This window comes from Paenibacillus tarimensis (assembly GCF_021532315.1).
Classification (GTDB): domain Bacteria; phylum Bacillota; class Bacilli; order Paenibacillales; family Paenibacillaceae; genus Paenibacillus_I; species Paenibacillus_I tarimensis.
Map to the genome: position 1 here is coordinate 1 of NZ_JAKGAO010000031.1, position 15,426 is coordinate 15,426.

The 15,426-nt window shown below is 52.1% G+C and carries 17 protein-coding genes; 1 reads left to right on the forward strand and 16 read right to left on the reverse strand.

Annotated features, from left to right (window positions below):
• Nucleotides 1–101 precede the first annotated feature (101 nt).
• The 16 genes from lysS to nadA all read right to left on the reverse strand — a co-directional run bounded on the left by lysS (nucleotide 102) and on the right by nadA (nucleotide 14,591).
• Entirely contained in the window at nucleotides 102–1,619 is a 1,518-nt protein-coding gene (lysS, locus tag L1N82_RS21415; RefSeq protein ID WP_407946799.1) for a lysine--tRNA ligase, read from the reverse strand.
• A 137-nt stretch (nucleotides 1,620–1,756) separates the two neighbouring features.
• Complete coding sequence (gene greA / locus L1N82_RS21420; protein ID WP_235289487.1) at nucleotides 1,757–2,233, reverse strand: transcription elongation factor GreA; 477 nt, start codon at nucleotides 2,231–2,233, stop codon at nucleotides 1,757–1,759.
• 408 nt (nucleotides 2,234–2,641) lie between these two features.
• Entirely contained in the window at nucleotides 2,642–3,637 is a 996-nt protein-coding gene (dusB, locus tag L1N82_RS21425) for a tRNA dihydrouridine synthase DusB (RefSeq protein ID WP_235289489.1), read from the reverse strand.
• Nucleotides 3,638–3,690: 53 nt separating this feature from the next.
• Nucleotides 3,691–3,897 carry a helix-turn-helix domain-containing protein gene (locus tag L1N82_RS21430; RefSeq protein WP_235289490.1) on the reverse strand — a complete coding sequence of 69 codons (207 nt, stop codon included), beginning with the start codon at nucleotides 3,895–3,897 and terminating at the stop codon, nucleotides 3,691–3,693.
• Nucleotides 3,849–4,436 (reverse strand): 2-amino-4-hydroxy-6-hydroxymethyldihydropteridine diphosphokinase, encoded by a 588-nt coding sequence (folK, locus tag L1N82_RS21435; RefSeq protein ID WP_235289491.1) that lies wholly within the window; start codon nucleotides 4,434–4,436, stop codon nucleotides 3,849–3,851. The genes L1N82_RS21430 and folK overlap by 49 nt, the downstream gene beginning before the upstream one ends.
• On the reverse strand, nucleotides 4,414–4,800 hold the full coding sequence (gene folB / locus L1N82_RS21440) for a dihydroneopterin aldolase (protein ID WP_235289492.1): 387 nt from the start codon (nucleotides 4,798–4,800) through the stop codon (nucleotides 4,414–4,416). Before folB ends, folK begins: the two co-directional genes overlap by 23 nt.
• 49 nt (nucleotides 4,801–4,849) lie before the next feature.
• Entirely contained in the window at nucleotides 4,850–5,707 is an 858-nt protein-coding gene (gene folP / locus L1N82_RS21445) for a dihydropteroate synthase (RefSeq protein ID WP_235289493.1), read from the reverse strand.
• A 79-nt stretch (nucleotides 5,708–5,786) separates the two neighbouring features.
• On the reverse strand, nucleotides 5,787–6,665 hold the full coding sequence (pabC, locus tag L1N82_RS21450) for an aminodeoxychorismate lyase (RefSeq protein WP_235289494.1): 879 nt from the start codon (nucleotides 6,663–6,665) through the stop codon (nucleotides 5,787–5,789).
• Complete coding sequence (pabA, locus tag L1N82_RS21455) at nucleotides 6,662–7,243, reverse strand: aminodeoxychorismate/anthranilate synthase component II (protein ID WP_235289495.1); 582 nt, start codon at nucleotides 7,241–7,243, stop codon at nucleotides 6,662–6,664. Before pabA ends, pabC begins: the two co-directional genes overlap by 4 nt.
• A 115-nt stretch (nucleotides 7,244–7,358) precedes the next feature.
• A complete protein-coding gene (gene cysK, locus L1N82_RS21460) occupies nucleotides 7,359–8,297 on the reverse strand; it encodes a cysteine synthase A (RefSeq protein ID WP_235289497.1) in 939 nt (312 codons plus the stop codon).
• A gap of 143 nt (nucleotides 8,298–8,440) precedes the next feature.
• The gene (locus L1N82_RS21465) at nucleotides 8,441–9,364 is read right to left on the reverse strand and encodes a peptidyl-prolyl cis-trans isomerase (protein WP_235289498.1); all 924 of its coding nucleotides are present in this window, start codon (nucleotides 9,362–9,364) and stop codon (nucleotides 8,441–8,443) included.
• A gap of 18 nt (nucleotides 9,365–9,382) precedes the next feature.
• A complete protein-coding gene (hslO, locus tag L1N82_RS21470; protein ID WP_235289500.1) occupies nucleotides 9,383–10,273 on the reverse strand; it encodes an Hsp33 family molecular chaperone HslO in 891 nt (296 codons plus the stop codon).
• 33 nt (nucleotides 10,274–10,306) lie between these two features.
• Nucleotides 10,307–11,074, reverse strand: a complete 768-nt coding sequence (locus L1N82_RS21475) for a type III pantothenate kinase (RefSeq protein ID WP_235289501.1) — start codon at nucleotides 11,072–11,074, stop codon at nucleotides 10,307–10,309.
• Nucleotides 11,074–11,952 (reverse strand): carboxylating nicotinate-nucleotide diphosphorylase, encoded by an 879-nt coding sequence (gene nadC / locus L1N82_RS21480; RefSeq protein WP_235289502.1) that lies wholly within the window; start codon nucleotides 11,950–11,952, stop codon nucleotides 11,074–11,076. Before nadC ends, L1N82_RS21475 begins: the two co-directional genes overlap by 1 nt.
• Complete coding sequence (gene nadB / locus L1N82_RS21485) at nucleotides 11,945–13,561, reverse strand: L-aspartate oxidase (RefSeq protein WP_235289503.1); 1,617 nt, start codon at nucleotides 13,559–13,561, stop codon at nucleotides 11,945–11,947. The genes nadC and nadB overlap by 8 nt, the downstream gene beginning before the upstream one ends.
• A gap of 91 nt (nucleotides 13,562–13,652) precedes the next feature.
• Nucleotides 13,653–14,591 carry a quinolinate synthase NadA gene (gene nadA / locus L1N82_RS21490; RefSeq protein ID WP_235289504.1) on the reverse strand — a complete coding sequence of 313 codons (939 nt, stop codon included), beginning with the start codon at nucleotides 14,589–14,591 and terminating at the stop codon, nucleotides 13,653–13,655.
• Nucleotides 14,592–14,951: 360 nt separating this feature from the next.
• On the opposite strand from nadA, the gene L1N82_RS21495 reads away from it, so the two are divergent.
• The gene (locus tag L1N82_RS21495; RefSeq protein ID WP_235289551.1) at nucleotides 14,952–15,416 is read left to right on the forward strand and encodes a DUF2269 family protein; all 465 of its coding nucleotides are present in this window, start codon (nucleotides 14,952–14,954) and stop codon (nucleotides 15,414–15,416) included.
• The last annotated feature ends 10 nt before the right edge of the window (nucleotides 15,417–15,426 follow it).

Genomic DNA, 15,426 nt, shown 5'->3' on the forward strand with positions numbered 1-15,426 from the left:
TGTCTAACTGAATGCAAGCTTTTTATTCAAAAAAGTTTATCACCGTACGGAGTGATATCTATTATAAGAAAAAGCTGCCCCGCAATTGGGGCAGCATCCTGTTATTCTTCCGAACGCATATGCGGGAACAGCAGAATATCACGTATAGATGGTGCATCGGTAAGCAGCATAACCAGCCTGTCCACACCAATGCCGAGCCCGCCTGTTGGCGGCATGCCGTACTCCAGAGCACGGATAAAATCTTCATCCATCTCATGTGCTTCATCATTGCCATGCTCACGTTCCACAAGCTGAGCTTCAAACCGTTCACGCTGATCAATCGGGTCATTAAGCTCTGTGAACGCATTCGCATGCTCACGCGCAACAATAAACAGCTCGAAGCGGTCCGTGAACCTTGGATCTTCCTCATTCTTCTTCGCAAGCGGTGAGATCGCCACCGGATGTCCGGTAACGAATGTTGGTTGAATCAAGGTATGCTCTGCGAACGTCTCGAAGAAGGCGTTAAGAATATGACCAAAAGTCATATGCGGCTCTACCGGTACTTTATGCTCCTTGGCAAGGGCATGAGCTTCTTCATCCGTCATCTGGATACTGAAATCAACGCCAGTCAGCTCCTTAACCAAATCAACCATTGAGACACGGCGCCATGGCGGTGCCAAGTCAACCTGCTGGCCCTGATATGTAATCGTTGTCGTTCCGAGTACTTCCTTGGCGATATGGGCGATCAGATTTTCGGTTAACGCCATGATGTCCTTATAATCCGCATAAGCTTCATACAGCTCAATCATCGTAAACTCCGGGTTATGCCGGGTTGAAATTCCCTCGTTGCGGTATACCCTGCCAATCTCATAGACCTTCTCTAGGCCGCCCACAATCAAGCGCTTAAGATGGAGCTCAATCGCAATGCGCATGTACAGCTGCATATCCAGCGCATTATGATGCGTAATAAACGGACGGGCTGCAGCTCCCCCGGCAATCGTATGAAGGGTCGGCGTTTCAACCTCCAGGTATCCGAGTGAATCCAGGTAACGGCGCATCGACTGAATAATTCGCGAACGGGCAACAAAGGTCTGACGCACATCCGGATTTACAATGAGGTCTACATAGCGCTGGCGGTAGCGCAGCTCCACATCCTTCAAGCCATGATACTTCTCGGGAAGCGGCAGAAGCGATTTGGTCATCACTTCAAGCTCCTTCACCTTAACCGACGTCTCACCGGTCTTGGTCTTGAATACCGTTCCCTTAATGCCCACCATATCTCCGAGATCAAGCAGATCAAATGCCTGATACTTCTTCTCGTCCACCGTATCCTGTCTGACATAGATCTGAATCTTGCCGGAGAGGTCCTGAATATGCGCGAATGATGCCTTGCCCATTCCCCGCTTCTGCATAATACGGCCGGCCAGCGATACTTCTACTGCCTGTTCCTCAAGCTGCTCTTTACTGACGTCCTGATAAGCATCCAGTATTTCTTTTGCCTGATGTGTCCGCTCAAATTTCTTCCCGAACGGGTCTACCCCGAGAGCCCGAAGCTCGTCCAACTTGTTGCGTCTGATTTGAAGCAGTTCACTTAGCTCCTGGGCTTCCTGTTCCTGGCCCTGTCCCTGATTAAGATCCACAGTTATCATCTCCCTCTCTCTGCTACCCGTTCCAAATGCCCACATGTCCCAAAAAAAGCTTCCGGTATGGAAGCTTCTTTGTCGTTCAGAACCATATCCATTTGGTGAGGCTAAAACCGAACGCATGCGCTAGGATGCTATTTTTTGATATCAATAATCTTATATTGAATGACGCCGGCTGGTACGTTTACTTCTACAATTGTACCCTTTTTCTTGCCCAAAATTGCTTTTCCGACCGGACTTTCATTGGAAATCTTATTTTGGAGCGGATCAGACTCAGCCGTGCCGACAATGGCATACTCCATCGTATCCTTAAATTCTACATCTTCAACGGTTACAATGGAGCCGATGCTTACCGTATCCGTATCGATTTCGTCATTATTGATGATACGCGCATTGCGCAGCATTTTCTCAAGGGTAATGATCCGGCCTTCAATAAAGGCTTGTTCATTCTTCGCATCCTCGTACTCGGAATTCTCGCTGATATCCCCGTAGCCGATGGCGATCTTAATCCGTTCAGCCACTTCCCGGCGCTTGACAGACTTGAGATTTTCCAGCTCCTCTTCGAGCTTTTTCAAGCCGTCCTGCGTCAGAATGATCTCTTTATCGCTCATCTTACCGATTCTCCTGTCGTGTGCAAAATTTTCATACTCTGTATGAATTCACTGTTACTTAATATATTGACTCCAACCCGTGACATGACCTGAAAAAAAGCGTTTCCGCTGCCTTATCACCGCACCTAACTTCAAGGTGCCTTCGGCCTGATCTTACAGCCGGTAATCGAGTATAAATCCTCATATCCCATAGCGGGACAAATGTTATTGCATGATTATATTTCATATCCAGCCCAAATGTCAATGACAGCCAAATGGCTTCTGAAACCGCTTAAGCAGGCGCTGTTAAGCCAAAACCAGCAGCTTCGTATAATCTTCCCTGCAGCTTCCCATACGACGAATGATTCAGCCGGACAGGCTGCTACGCATAGCATAAAGGCCGCGCAGCAAGCCGCGCGGCCTTGTTAATTATTGAACAACAGCTTCCCCGGCTTCATCAAGCGACTGGACATAATCATTTAGGATTTTCACCATCTGATTCCGGCTCGTCTCCTCCATAATGACATCCTTGACTCTAGCTGCGCCAGGCAGTCCTTTGAGGTACCAAGCAAGATGCTTTCTCATCTCACGGACAGCCGTGGATTCGCCTTTTAGCGCAACCAAGCGATCCATGTGCAGCACAGCAATCCGCATTTTCTCCGATGGATCCGGATCTGGCAGCAGTTCACCCTCGGTCAGATAATGAATGGTCCGGTAAAGCATCCAAGGATTGCCGAGTGCGCCCCGACCAATCATAACGCCATCACAACCCGTATGCTCGAGTATCCGCTTCGCGTCCTCTGGAGAAAACACATCGCCGTTCCCGATCACGGGGATAGATACCGATTCCTTGACTTCCTTAATGATATCCCAGTTGGCGGTACCAGTGTACAGCTGCTCCCTGGTTCGGCCGTGAACACTGACCGCCATGCCCCCGGCACGCTCAACCGCCTGGGCATTTTCCACTGCGAAGATATGCTCACTGTCCCAGCCAATACGCATCTTAACCGTTACCGGCTTATCGACCGCATCGACAACAGCGGATACCATCTCATAGATTTTATTCGGATCAAGCAGCCAGCGTGCACCCGCATCACATTTCGTGACCTTGGGTACCGGACAGCCCATGTTGATATCGATAATATCAGCATTGGTCTGTTTATCCACAACCTTGGCTGCTTCCACGAGCGTTTCCCGGTCGCCTCCGAATATTTGCAGGCTGAGAGGCTTCTCTCTCTCATCCACATACAGCATCTCCATTGTCCGTTTGTTGCCATGCAGGATGGCTTTATCGCTAACCATCTCCGCACATACCAGGCCGGTTCCGAACTCCTTGGCGATCAGGCGGAAAGCCGGATTGCAAACCCCGGCCATCGGCGCCAGCACCACTTGGTTCTTCATCTCGATGTCTCCAATTTTCAACATGGTGCCTTATACTCCTTTCCTAAAGCCTGAACCTTATTCGACTACGCCTATCGCTAGCCGCCAGCCGTCAGCTCTTCATAGCTAACTCCGAGGGATTCGGCGATCCTTTCGATCAGCTTGGTCTCGGGCTTGCGTGTTCCCCGCTCCAGAGAGCCAAGTACCGCCACCGAAACACCGAGCCGTTCAGCCAGCTGCTGCTGGGTATATCCTTTTAACTTTCGAAAAGCGCGGATGCGCTGTGCCAATTGATCGTATTCCATCGTGCAATGCCTTCCTTTCCCTGTCCCAATGCCTGCTGTGCAGCCGTTACAACTTCATCGTACTGAGGCATTGATTCATCCAGCACCTCGCGAAGCGGAACCAGAACGAAGGCTCGCTCCATCATGCGGGGATGTGGAATGGTAAGCTGTTCGGTAGTCATCGTTACGCCTTCCATCATCAGCAGATCCAAATCGATCGTGCGCGGCCCCCAGCGTATATCGCGGACACGCCCGAGCTCATGCTCGATCTTAAGCAGTTCATGCAGGAGCTGGTCAGGCTCCAGGGTTGTTTGCACTGCTGCGACCATATTGAGAAAAGCAGGCTGCTCGGTATATCCTACGGGATCGGTCTCATAAACAGCAGACACGCGGATTACCCGCACATCCCTGAGGGCCGATAGCCTGTCAAGTGCTCTGCACAGCATAGCACCCCGGTCACCTTGATTGGTGCCGAGGGCAATGTAAGCTTCCCGCTCTATGCCGCTTGCCGAGCCGCCTGCTCCACTATCAGGATAATCAAGCGGGAATAATCGTACCATCTTTATCACGCTTTCTGCGAAGTTCAACCGTTACCCCGTCAAAATGGATATCAAACGGCGGGTGCGGCTTCGTCACCCTTACAGTCACTTCATTGATAATAGTATAAGTGTCCAGAACAGCTGATGCAATACGGCCAGCCACAGCTTCGATTAATTTCGACGGCGGTCCTTCGACAACGGCTTTCACCACTTCATATAACTCCGCGTAATTCACTGTCGTATCAATATCATCGGCATTAGCTGCCTGCTCCAAATCTAGCAGAAGCTCCAGCTCCACGCCAAACCGCTGGCCCAGCTTGTTCTCCTCGGGTATGACCCCATGATAGCCAAAAAACTGCATGCCTTTGAGAATCATTCTGTCCATATGCCATCACTCTCCGTTCTTATCCGTCAAACCCTCATTCAGCCGCTTGCTACCGTAAGTCAGCAAACCGGTACACTACAGCATCCGCCATACGAGCTGCACGCACATTCGCCTGTACGTCGTGTACCCGTATTAGCTGGCAGCCCTGCATGATCCCCATAACCGTTGTTGCAGCTGTCCCCTCCACAACGTCATTCGCAGGGAGATCAAGTGTCCGTTGAATAAACCTTTTACGTGAAGTGCCGAGCAGAATCGGATACCCCAGCTGCGACAGCTCGTCCAGTTGCCCCATCAGGAGCAGGTTATCATTATAATCCTTGGCAAAACCAATTCCCGGGTCCACCCAGATCTGATCCTGCTGGACTCCCGTCTCCAAAGCATGCTGAATAGACCTCTTCAGGTCAGCGGCTACTTCAGCAGCAAGATTGATATATCCCCCTGCCTCACGGTTATGACCAATGATGACCGGACAGCTGGCTGCTGCAGCGATACGGGCCATATCCGGGTCTGCCTGAAGGCCCCATACATCATTAATGATATGAGCCCCTGCTTCCAGCGCTTGTCTGGCCGTCTCCGCTTTATACGTATCAATGGAAATCGGAATTTGCGGCAGCGCCTTATGAACCGCTTCAACTATGGGGATGACCCGTGCAAGCTCCTCCTCCAGCGGTACTAGTGTACTGCCGGGCCTGGTCGATTCACCGCCGATATCAATAATATCCGCGCCTTGAGCCACCATCTCCCTGGCATGCTCCACAGCGGCATCTACCCGGGTATAGCGGCCGCCGTCTGAGAAGGAATCCGGCGTCGTGTTCAAGATACCCATCACAAGTGTCCGTTCCCCAAGCTCCAGCGAGGCTTGTCCCCACCTGTAGCTGCGGCGGTAAAATACCGGTCTGACCGTCATCGTGCTTCCCTCCTTGATGCATCTGTCCGCTCTGCTGGCTCTCACGTATCGCTAAACCTTAGCCTATCCACCGCTGAGCTCACTCATTAGTGGTCTTCCGATAAGCGGCGATCAGCCTAGTGGCAGCTTCACCTGCATACCCTTCTCCAACTATAACCTTATCTCCCTGCTGATCCACAAGCCGCGAGATCGGCATCACCTCTTGGATCGAGCTCGTGATCCATACTTCTTCAGCTTCCAGCAGATCGTCCCAGCGATAAAAGCCTTCCTCCGTTCGATATCCGAGCGCGGCCGCGAGCTCCAAAACCTTCTCTCTAGTAATTCCCGGCAAAATGCCAGTGTCGATGTGCGGTGTGCATACCACTCCACCGCGCAGGAAGAAGAGGTTGGACACAATGCCTTCAGCAAGCAGGCCTTCGCGGGTTAGCATAAGCCCTTCCGCCCCCGGCGCGGCTCCCAGAGCTGCGAGTTCACGTTTTGCGACAATATTATTCATATAATGCAGCGACTTAAGACGAATGTCGGTTTCCGGCGTATTACGCCGGGTCTGCAGCAGCCACAGCTCCCGACCTTCGACATAAGCCGCTTCCGGCAGTGCCGGGAGCGGCTTGGTTATGATCAGCACATTCGGGCTATCATAATCCGCTGCCGGCAGACCAAGCTCAGCCTTACCCGCCGTAACAGTCAGCCGGATATAAGCGTCCTCCAGCTGATTTGCCTTCATAATCTCCGCGATCCACTCACGGACCGTTGCCGCTGTCAAACGGCAGTCAATGAAGAGTGCCCTGCAGCCGTTCTTGAGGCGCTCCATGTGCATATCCAGCAAGTAAGGCTTGCCGTTGTATGTCCTGAAGGTCTCAAATAACCCCATACCGTATAAAAAGCCGTGATCATAAACCGGGATCACGGCTTCATTCGCGTCTACAACAGAACCGTTATACATTACCTTAAGACTCAAGAAGCAGCTCCTGCCTTTGTCTGAAGGAAGTTGCGCAGAAGCAGCATGCCATGATCGGTGATAATGGACTCGGGATGGAACTGTACCCCTTCGACCGGATAATCCTTGTGACGGAGTCCCATAATTTCACCCTCAGCGGTTTCGGCCGTGATCTCCAGGCAGTCCGGAAGCGTCTCCTTCTTCACAATCAGAGAATGGTAACGCGTAGCCGTGAACGGGGACGGCACCCCCGCGAAGACTCCTTTACCATCATGGTGAATCTCGGAGGTCTTGCCATGCATCAGATTATCTGCCCGGATGACTTCCCCACCGAATGCCTGGCCAATTGATTGATGGCCAAGACATACACCCATTATAGGAATCTGCCCCTTAAACCGTTCAATCAGCGCAAGACTGATGCCCGCTTCGTTCGGCGTACACGGACCTGGAGAAATTAGCAGATGGTCAGGCATTAATTCCGCTACGCCGTCCAAATCGATCTCATCATTGCGCTTGACCACAATCTCTTCGCCAAGCTCGCCCAAATACTGGACCAGGTTATAGGTGAACGAGTCATAGTTGTCGATGACCAAAATCATGGCTTGTCCTCCTCAGAACGGACCTTTTCGTATCCATTTTTGATAAGTATACCCTATCGCTTAATATGAAGAAAAGCGTCCCCTTACCCATAGGGGACGCTCGCACTTCTGTTCTTTAATTCTCGAAGTTGAAGAGCGGCGTGCTTAAGTAACGCTCGCCGTTGCTTGGAACTACTGCGACAACACGCTTGCCCTTGCCAAGCTCCTTCGCGACTTTCAGTGCGGCATAGATAGCTGCACCTGATGAAATTCCGCACAGAATGCCTTCTTCTTTCGCTGCACGGCGTGCATACTCGAAAGCATCGTCGTTCTCGACGGCGATGACGCCGTCATAGATTTCACGGTTCAGGATATCCGGCACGAAGTTGGCGCCAATACCTTGAATCTTGTGCGGACCCGGGTTACCCCCCGACAACAGCGGGGAAGCTGCAGGCTCTACCGCATAAACCTTAACACCTTCAAAGTTCTTCTTCAGCACTTCGCCTGCGCCTGTAATTGTACCGCCAGTACCAATACCCGCGACAAAAGCATCCAGCTTGCCGTCCAGCGAGTTGATAGCTTCCACGATTTCGGGACCTGTCGTTTCGCGGTGAATCTTAACGTTCGCCTGGTTCTTGAACTGCTGTGGCATGAAGTAGCTTGGGTTCTCGCGCTGAATCTCTTCAGCTTTGCGAACCGCGCCGTTCATACCTTCTGCGCCCGGTGTAAGAACGATCTCCGCTCCATAAGCACGAAGCAGATTGCGGCGCTCAATACTCATCGTTTCAGGCATAACAAGGATTGCCTTATAGCCTTTAGCAGCTGCTACCAGAGCCAGTCCGATCCCAGTGTTACCGCTGGTAGGCTCAACAATTGTATCACCTGGTTTAATGCGGCCTTCCTGTTCGGCCACCTCAATCATGCTGATTGCAATCCGGTCTTTAACGCTGGCACCCGGGTTTTGATATTCGAGCTTTACGTAAATCTCTGCACTATCTTCCGGTACAAGACGGTTAAGACGTACAAGCGGCGTATCGCCAATGAGTTCCGTTACACTGTTCACAATTCTAGCCATCCTGGAGCCCTCCCTATTTCCGACTAAATTAGTTGGTTTTCATCTTTCTTCATCTTATAACCGTGGGCTTAAGTTGTCAATAGCAACTTTACCGCTTGGAATTGGCTGCTAATCTGATGTACTTATGATAGCTGGCCCAAAGGTCATTTCAGCACTTCGCCATTATATTTCTCAAGCAGCTCGCTCTCCAGCTGTGCCAGCGGTGTTGCCGCTTCAAGCGCCAGCTGCTTACGAACCTCTTCTTCCACGAGGCCGCGATCCGGGCGTTCGATTAGAGTACGCTCATGTACAAGCAGTACGGCCCACCCTTGTTCCACCTGAACCGGTCCTCCGGCTTCACCTACTCCAATCGAAGGGAGGGCTTGCCTGACTCCAGGCTCCAAGTAGACATCATTCGCCTCTACCGTGCCGATCCAGCCTCCATTATCCGCCGTAAACTCATCTATGGAATAAGCGCTGGCCAGTGTCTCGAAGGATTCTCCTTCCAGCCACCGCTGCAATATGTCTGATGCTTCCTGCTTTGTGCTTCGCACAATCCAGGAAAGTGTGACCCTCTCCGAGGGCCCAAGCTCTTCGGGATGCTCCGCGAGATAAGCCTCCACATCCTCTTCGGGCACCTCAATGGCTGCCGTAGCCACCTTCTCGAGCAGAAGCCTGTATTCTGTATCCTCTCGTACCGCTTCCTCATTCATGCCCAGCTGCTCCCGCATCGCATCATAAAAGGCTCTCTCGCTATCATAGCCCTCCATCGCCTGTTCCAGTGCGGAACGTACTTCATCCTGACTGACAGACAAGTTAAGCGCCTCAGCCTCAAGCCGGACGGCTTCCCGCAGCATCAGCTGCTTGAGCACAGACTCGCCATGCTGCTTAATCAACTCTACCTGCAGGTTACCTGCCGTTATAATCTGCTTCCCCACCCGAGCAATCGGCCTGCTATCCTCATCCGTACCGCCTTCGCCAAGCGCTGAGTCTGGCCTTACCATTCTAACCATCACGACGATGGAAAACACGATCATACACAGCGCCTGGGCGATGATTACAGCCTTTAACAGTTGTATTTTCCCCATACTTGCCCCTCCGCCGGTTTATTGCATCGGCTTTGGTTTGGCATGTTCAAGAAGCCTTTCAAGCTCCGGCTTGTCAAACTTGTATGTTTCATTACAGAAATGGCATTCCACCTGCGCCTTGCCTTCTTCATGGATAATCTGGTTTAACTCAGATTCACCCAGACTGATTAATGTTTTCTCAACACGCTCAGGCGAGCATTTACATTGAAAACGGATCGGCATGCTGTCCATAATTTGAACATCATCTCCAAGCGCAAACTGAAGAATGCCCTCTGGCGTTTCCCCCTGGTCGAGAAGAGCGGTTACCGGCGGCATTACAGAGAGCGCCTGCTCGAGCCTTGTAATATCTGCGTCGGTGAGTCCCGGGAGCAGCTGCACAATAAAGCCGCCTGCCTGCAGCACAGAACCGTCTGTATCTACGAGTACACCGAGCCCTACAGCGGACGGGGTCTGCTCGGATGAAGCAAAGTAATACGTAAAGTCCTCACCAAGCTCGCCGGAAATAATCGGAATACTGCCCCGGTACGGCTCCTTCATGCCCAAATCCTTAATAATATGAATATGACCAGAGCGTCCGACGGCTCCCGCTACATCCAGCTTGCCCTGTGCATTGCTTGCCAGGTGTACCTGCGGATGGTCTGCGTAACCACGTACCTCTCCATGCGCATTGGCGTCTACAACAATTTGCCCGATTGGGCCGTCACCTTTAACCTGTATAGTCAGCTTCTCTTCGCCCTTGAGCATCGCACCCATAATCGCTCCTGCTATCGCCGTACGGCCAAGTGCTGCGGTTGCGGTAGGCAGCGTGCCATGACGCCGGCGCAGCTCATCAACCAAATGGGTAGCACGGCAGGCAAATACACGGATCTTGCCATTCCAGGCTGTCCCGCGAATCAATATATCTTCCATCCTTGTCCACTCCCTTCATCATCCTGGTTATATCTATTCCATATTTCGTTCATATATAATCCTAAGCCCCTCCAGCGTAAGCAGCGGATCGACCTCTTCAATTGTGGATGATTCCCCCGCAATGAGCTCAGCCAGACCACCGGTAGCGATCACACGCGGGTCTGTTCCAAACTCCGCACGAATCCGGTTCACGATTCCATCAACCTGGCCGGCATAGCCGAAAATAATTCCTGCTTGCATTGAGGTTACCGGATTACGCCCAATGACACTCTTCGGCTTTACCAGCTCAATACGCGGCAGCTTGGCTGCCCGCTGGTACAGCGCTTCAGTCGAGATGCCTATGCCCGGTACAATGGCACCGCCCAGATAATTGCCTTCTCCATCAATATAATCGAATGTGGTTGCTGTGCCAAAATCAACAACGATTAATGGGGTTCCGTATTTCTCAATTGCCGCCACCGCATTTACGATTCGGTCTGCTCCAACCTCACGCGGATTCTCATACCGTATATTCAAGCCCGTCTTAATGCCCGGTCCTACAATATAAGGGGACTTGTCAAAATATTTGTGGCACAGCTGCTCCAATGTGCGCATAAGCGGCGGCACGACGGAGGAAATCATAATGCCATCAATGTCCTTCATCGAGACATCCGCAAAGTGAAATAAATTATGGATCATCATGCCGTATTCATCAACCGTAGCTGACCGGTTGGTACTGAGCCGCCAATGGTGAAGGAGCTCTCTGCTTCGGTAAATTCCAAGCACGATATTCGTGTTGCCTACATCTACAACTAGTATCATCAGAGAGACGCCCCCGTTTTCCTCTCGTTCAGGTCCAGACTGATATCCAGTGCATTAAACGAGTAAGTTAGTGCGCCTACCGATATGATATCCACACCGGTTTCGGCGATTTTCCGGATGGTATCGAACCGGACGCCGCCGGATGCTTCGATCCGCACGTGCGGGGCTGACGCACGAATGATCCGGCAGGCTTCTGACATACGCTCAAGCGGCATATTATCAAGCATGATAATATCCGCTCCGGCCTGCAGCGCTTCCTGCACCTGCTCAAGCGATTCGGTCTCCACCTCGATGGTCATCGTGTGGGGGATCCTCGCCCGGGCTGCTGCGACAGCCGCCGTAATGCCTCCCGCGCCCTTGATATGATTGTCCTTGATCATCACGGCATCATACAGGCCGAACCGGTGATTGGCTCCCCCGCCGACCCGTACCGCGTACTTCTCCAGCAGACGGTGTCCCGGCGTAGTCTTGCGGGTATCAACCAGACGGACCGGAAGCCCCTCAATTGCCTCCACGTACTTGCGAGTCTTGGTCGCAATACCGGACAGACGCTGCAGCAGGTTAAGCGCCAGCCGCTCTCCCGTCAGAAGACTGTGCGTGCTCCCAGCCACCTCAGCAAGCACATCACCCTTGCTAATTGTCTGCCCGTCCTCCTGCTTCGGAGTAAAGGCAAGTGAAGGATCCACGATGTCAAATACAAGGCGGGCGATTGGCAGCCCAGCCACAATTCCGCCCTCTTTGGCATGAATAATCGCTATGGACTGGTGGCCGTGCGGGATCGTCGACTCAGTCGTCACATCTCCATAGCCTATATCCTCAGCCAGCCAGCTTCTAATCTGTTCCCGCAGCGTGTCTTGATACCGGTCCAACTCAAACATCGTCTATCCGCTCCTCTGTCACGCCATGTTCGCGATGCAGCACAGTGTGCTTGCGCCACAGCAAATCATCCCGTTCCGGAAAATCATCCCGATAATGCGCGCCTCTGCTTTCCTCACGGGTAAGGGCCGCCTGCGTCGTCAGCAGTGCACAGGTGAGCAGATTGGCAAATTCGTACTGCTCCCGTTTGGTCAACAACGTCTGAAAAATCGGCAGCTGCCGCTTCAGCTCGTCCAGTCCCTTCGACAAACCGTTTCCATCCCGCCGAAGTCCTGAGTAACGGACCATGATTTTTTGCAGCTTAAGCCGCTTCTCCACAACGGCCTGAATGGAGGAAGCCATCCGTACAGGTGATTCAAGTGTTGACGGCACATCCTTACATAGAGGCTCCAGGTTGTTGATCCGGTGTACAATCCTGCGTCCAAACACAATGGCTTCCGACAAGGAGTTACTCGCCAGCCGGTTCGCCCCATGAACGCCGGTGGAAGATACCTCGCCGCATGCGAAGAGACGCTTGATATTGGTCTCCCCATTGAGATCGGTCTTAACCCCGCCCATCATGTAATGGGCCGCCGGCGCAACCGGAATCCAATCCGTCGTCAGATCGAGCCCGTAATTTAGGCAGAACTCGTAAATGGTCGGAAAGCGGCGCCTCACAAGGTCTGCCGATTCATGTGTTATATCTATGTACACGAAGGTAGACTTTGTAATCTCCATCTCACTGACAATTGCACGAGCCACCACATCCCTTGGCGCGAGCTCCAGCTGTTCATGATACCGTTCCATGAAGCGCTCTCCCTTAATATTACGGAGCACAGCACCTTCACCCCGAACCGCTTCAGAGATCAGGAATCGTGGGGCACCAGGGTAACAAAGTGCCGTAGGATGGAACTGGATAAACTCCACATCCCGAATGTTAGCGCCCGCACGGTACGCCATCGCTATACCATCACCGGTTGCTACATCCGGATTAGTTGTGTACCGGTAAAGCTGTCCAGCACCGCCAGAACACAGCACAGTCGCCTTCCCCCGGACATAGACACGCCCTCCATCCGGCTTTTGAACCAGCGCCCCGCAGCATTCTCCTTCATGTGTAATCAGGTCTATAACAAAGTGATCATCCCACGACTCAATGTTATCATGATCCTTAATCTTCTCCGATAAGGCACGAACGATCTCATAGCCGGTCGCATCCCCGTTCGCATGAAGAATCCGCCGCTGGCTGTGTGCGCCTTCCTTAGTCAGCGCGTAAGTCCCATCCTCCTGGTCAAACTGTGTTCCCATCTGGATCAGATCGGCCACACCCTCGGGTCCTTCATGGACCAGTACATCAACGGCGTCATGAGCGCACAGCCCAGCACCGGCAATCAGGGTATCCTGCCTGTGATAGGCCGGTGAATCCTCATCTGAGATGACCGCCGCGATCCCGCCCTGAGCATAACGGGTATTGCTGTCAAGCAGCGATTTCTTCGTAATCATCAAAACTGAGTTATGTTCACTTGCCTTAATAGCGGTAAAAAGACCGGCAATGCCGGCCCCGATAACGATCACATCTTTGTCGATGACGGGCAGCTGAGACAGCTCGACGTCCACCAGATATCTAGGTATCATGACAGTCCTCCGTACAAGCGTAAACGGCTTACCCCGGCGAAGGGGTAAGCACCGTTTTTGGCATTGAATATAGCGAGCTCCATTAAGACAATTATTTGACCTGAAGCATACGCTCCAGCGACAGACGAGCTTTATCTGCAATATGAGGCGGCACATAAATCTGCGGCTGCATCGTCTCGAGACATTTAACCAGCTTCTTCAAATTATTGACCTTCATATTCGGGCAAACCAGATACTTGGTCGCAAAGTGGAATTCCTTGTCCGGGCTGTCCAAACGAAGCTGGTAGCCCGTTCCGTCCTCTGTACCCACAATAAACTGCTTATGACTGGACTCCTTGCAGAATTTGAGAATGGCCGTCGTGCTTCCTACAAAGTCGCCCAATTCGACGACCTCGGGGCGGCATTCGGGATGAACAACGAAGAGCGCCTCCGGATACTTGGCTTTCATCTCTTCGACATCTTTCACCGTCAGCATGTCATGCGTATTACAGTAGCCTTCCCAGATGATCATCTTCTTGTCCGTGTGCTGCTGCACGTAATGACCAAGGTTCTTGTCCGGAACCCAGATCACTTCGTCCGAATCCACTGAATTTACAACTTTCACAGCATTTGCTGAAGTACAGCAGATGTCCGTTTCGGCTTTAATTTCAGCTGATGAATTGATGTAAGTGACGACCGTTGCGTTCGGATGCTGAGCCTTCAGCTTGCGCAGCCCGTCTACGTTAACCATATCTGCCATAGGACATCCTGCACGCTCGTCAGGAATAATGACCGTCTTGTTCGGGGCCAGAATCTTCGCGCTCTCACCCATGAAGTGGACCCCGCAGAACACGATGGTTTCCGCATCGGTCTGTGCAGCCTTCTGTGCCAGAAGGAAAGAATCCCCACGGAAATCGGCTACCTCCTGTATTTCGTCACGCTGGTAATAATGAGCAAGAATAATGGCGTTGCGTTCTTTCTTCAGCTGCATAAGCCGCTCGCGAAGTACACGGTTCTGTTCCGCCTTGCGCTCGAGAGCCAATGCTTCCATGGATCATCCACTCCTTAATTATGTCAAAGGGCTCGTGTCCCCCGTCAAAAGATGCCCTGATGATGTTTAGTGTGACCAATGACCGCAAAATCAATTGGTTAACAACTAATTTACACAACGCCGTAGGGGCTGTCAATAAAAGGACGGGGTCGCTTGTGAAAGCAGGAACGAGCACTGCTCCCCATTTGTGGTGCAGTTCGCCCTTCTTACCCTTCCAATAACTTTCGTGTGCTGCGTGACCATCGTCATCTGCAAGCCGGACTACAGTCAGCCTATATAATGACTTCCTTCACTTGGGGAGCAGGGCCCTGCATCTTACACTTAATACAAACCTCAATAATAAAGGAGATGTATACCTTGATGAATCTCTGGCTGGTCCTTCACCTGATCGGTGCCGTCCTCTTCATCGGCAATATCCTCATCACGGCCTTCTGGAAGGTAAGTGCCGATCGCAGCGGGAATCCGGACGTCATAGTGCTGGCCACCCGATCCGTTATCCGCGCTGATCTGGTCTTTACCCTGCCCGGCATATCACTATTGCTGTTCTCCGGTCACATGATGATCGAGGAAAGAGGATATTCGTTGTGGGAATGGTCATGGCTGACTGCGGCCTACCTTCTGTTCCTAACCTCCGGTATACTGTGGCTTGGCGTATTGGTTCCGGCTCAGCGTCAGATGCTCCGTCTGGCACAGCAATCATTCACATCTGGTATTCTATGTGACGATTACCGCCTTGCAAGCCGCCGCTGGAATATTGGAGGAACAGCAGCAACCGTGCTGCCGCTGCTTGTTTTGCTGTTGATGGTTGTTAAACAACTGCCCTAGCCCTGTTGAA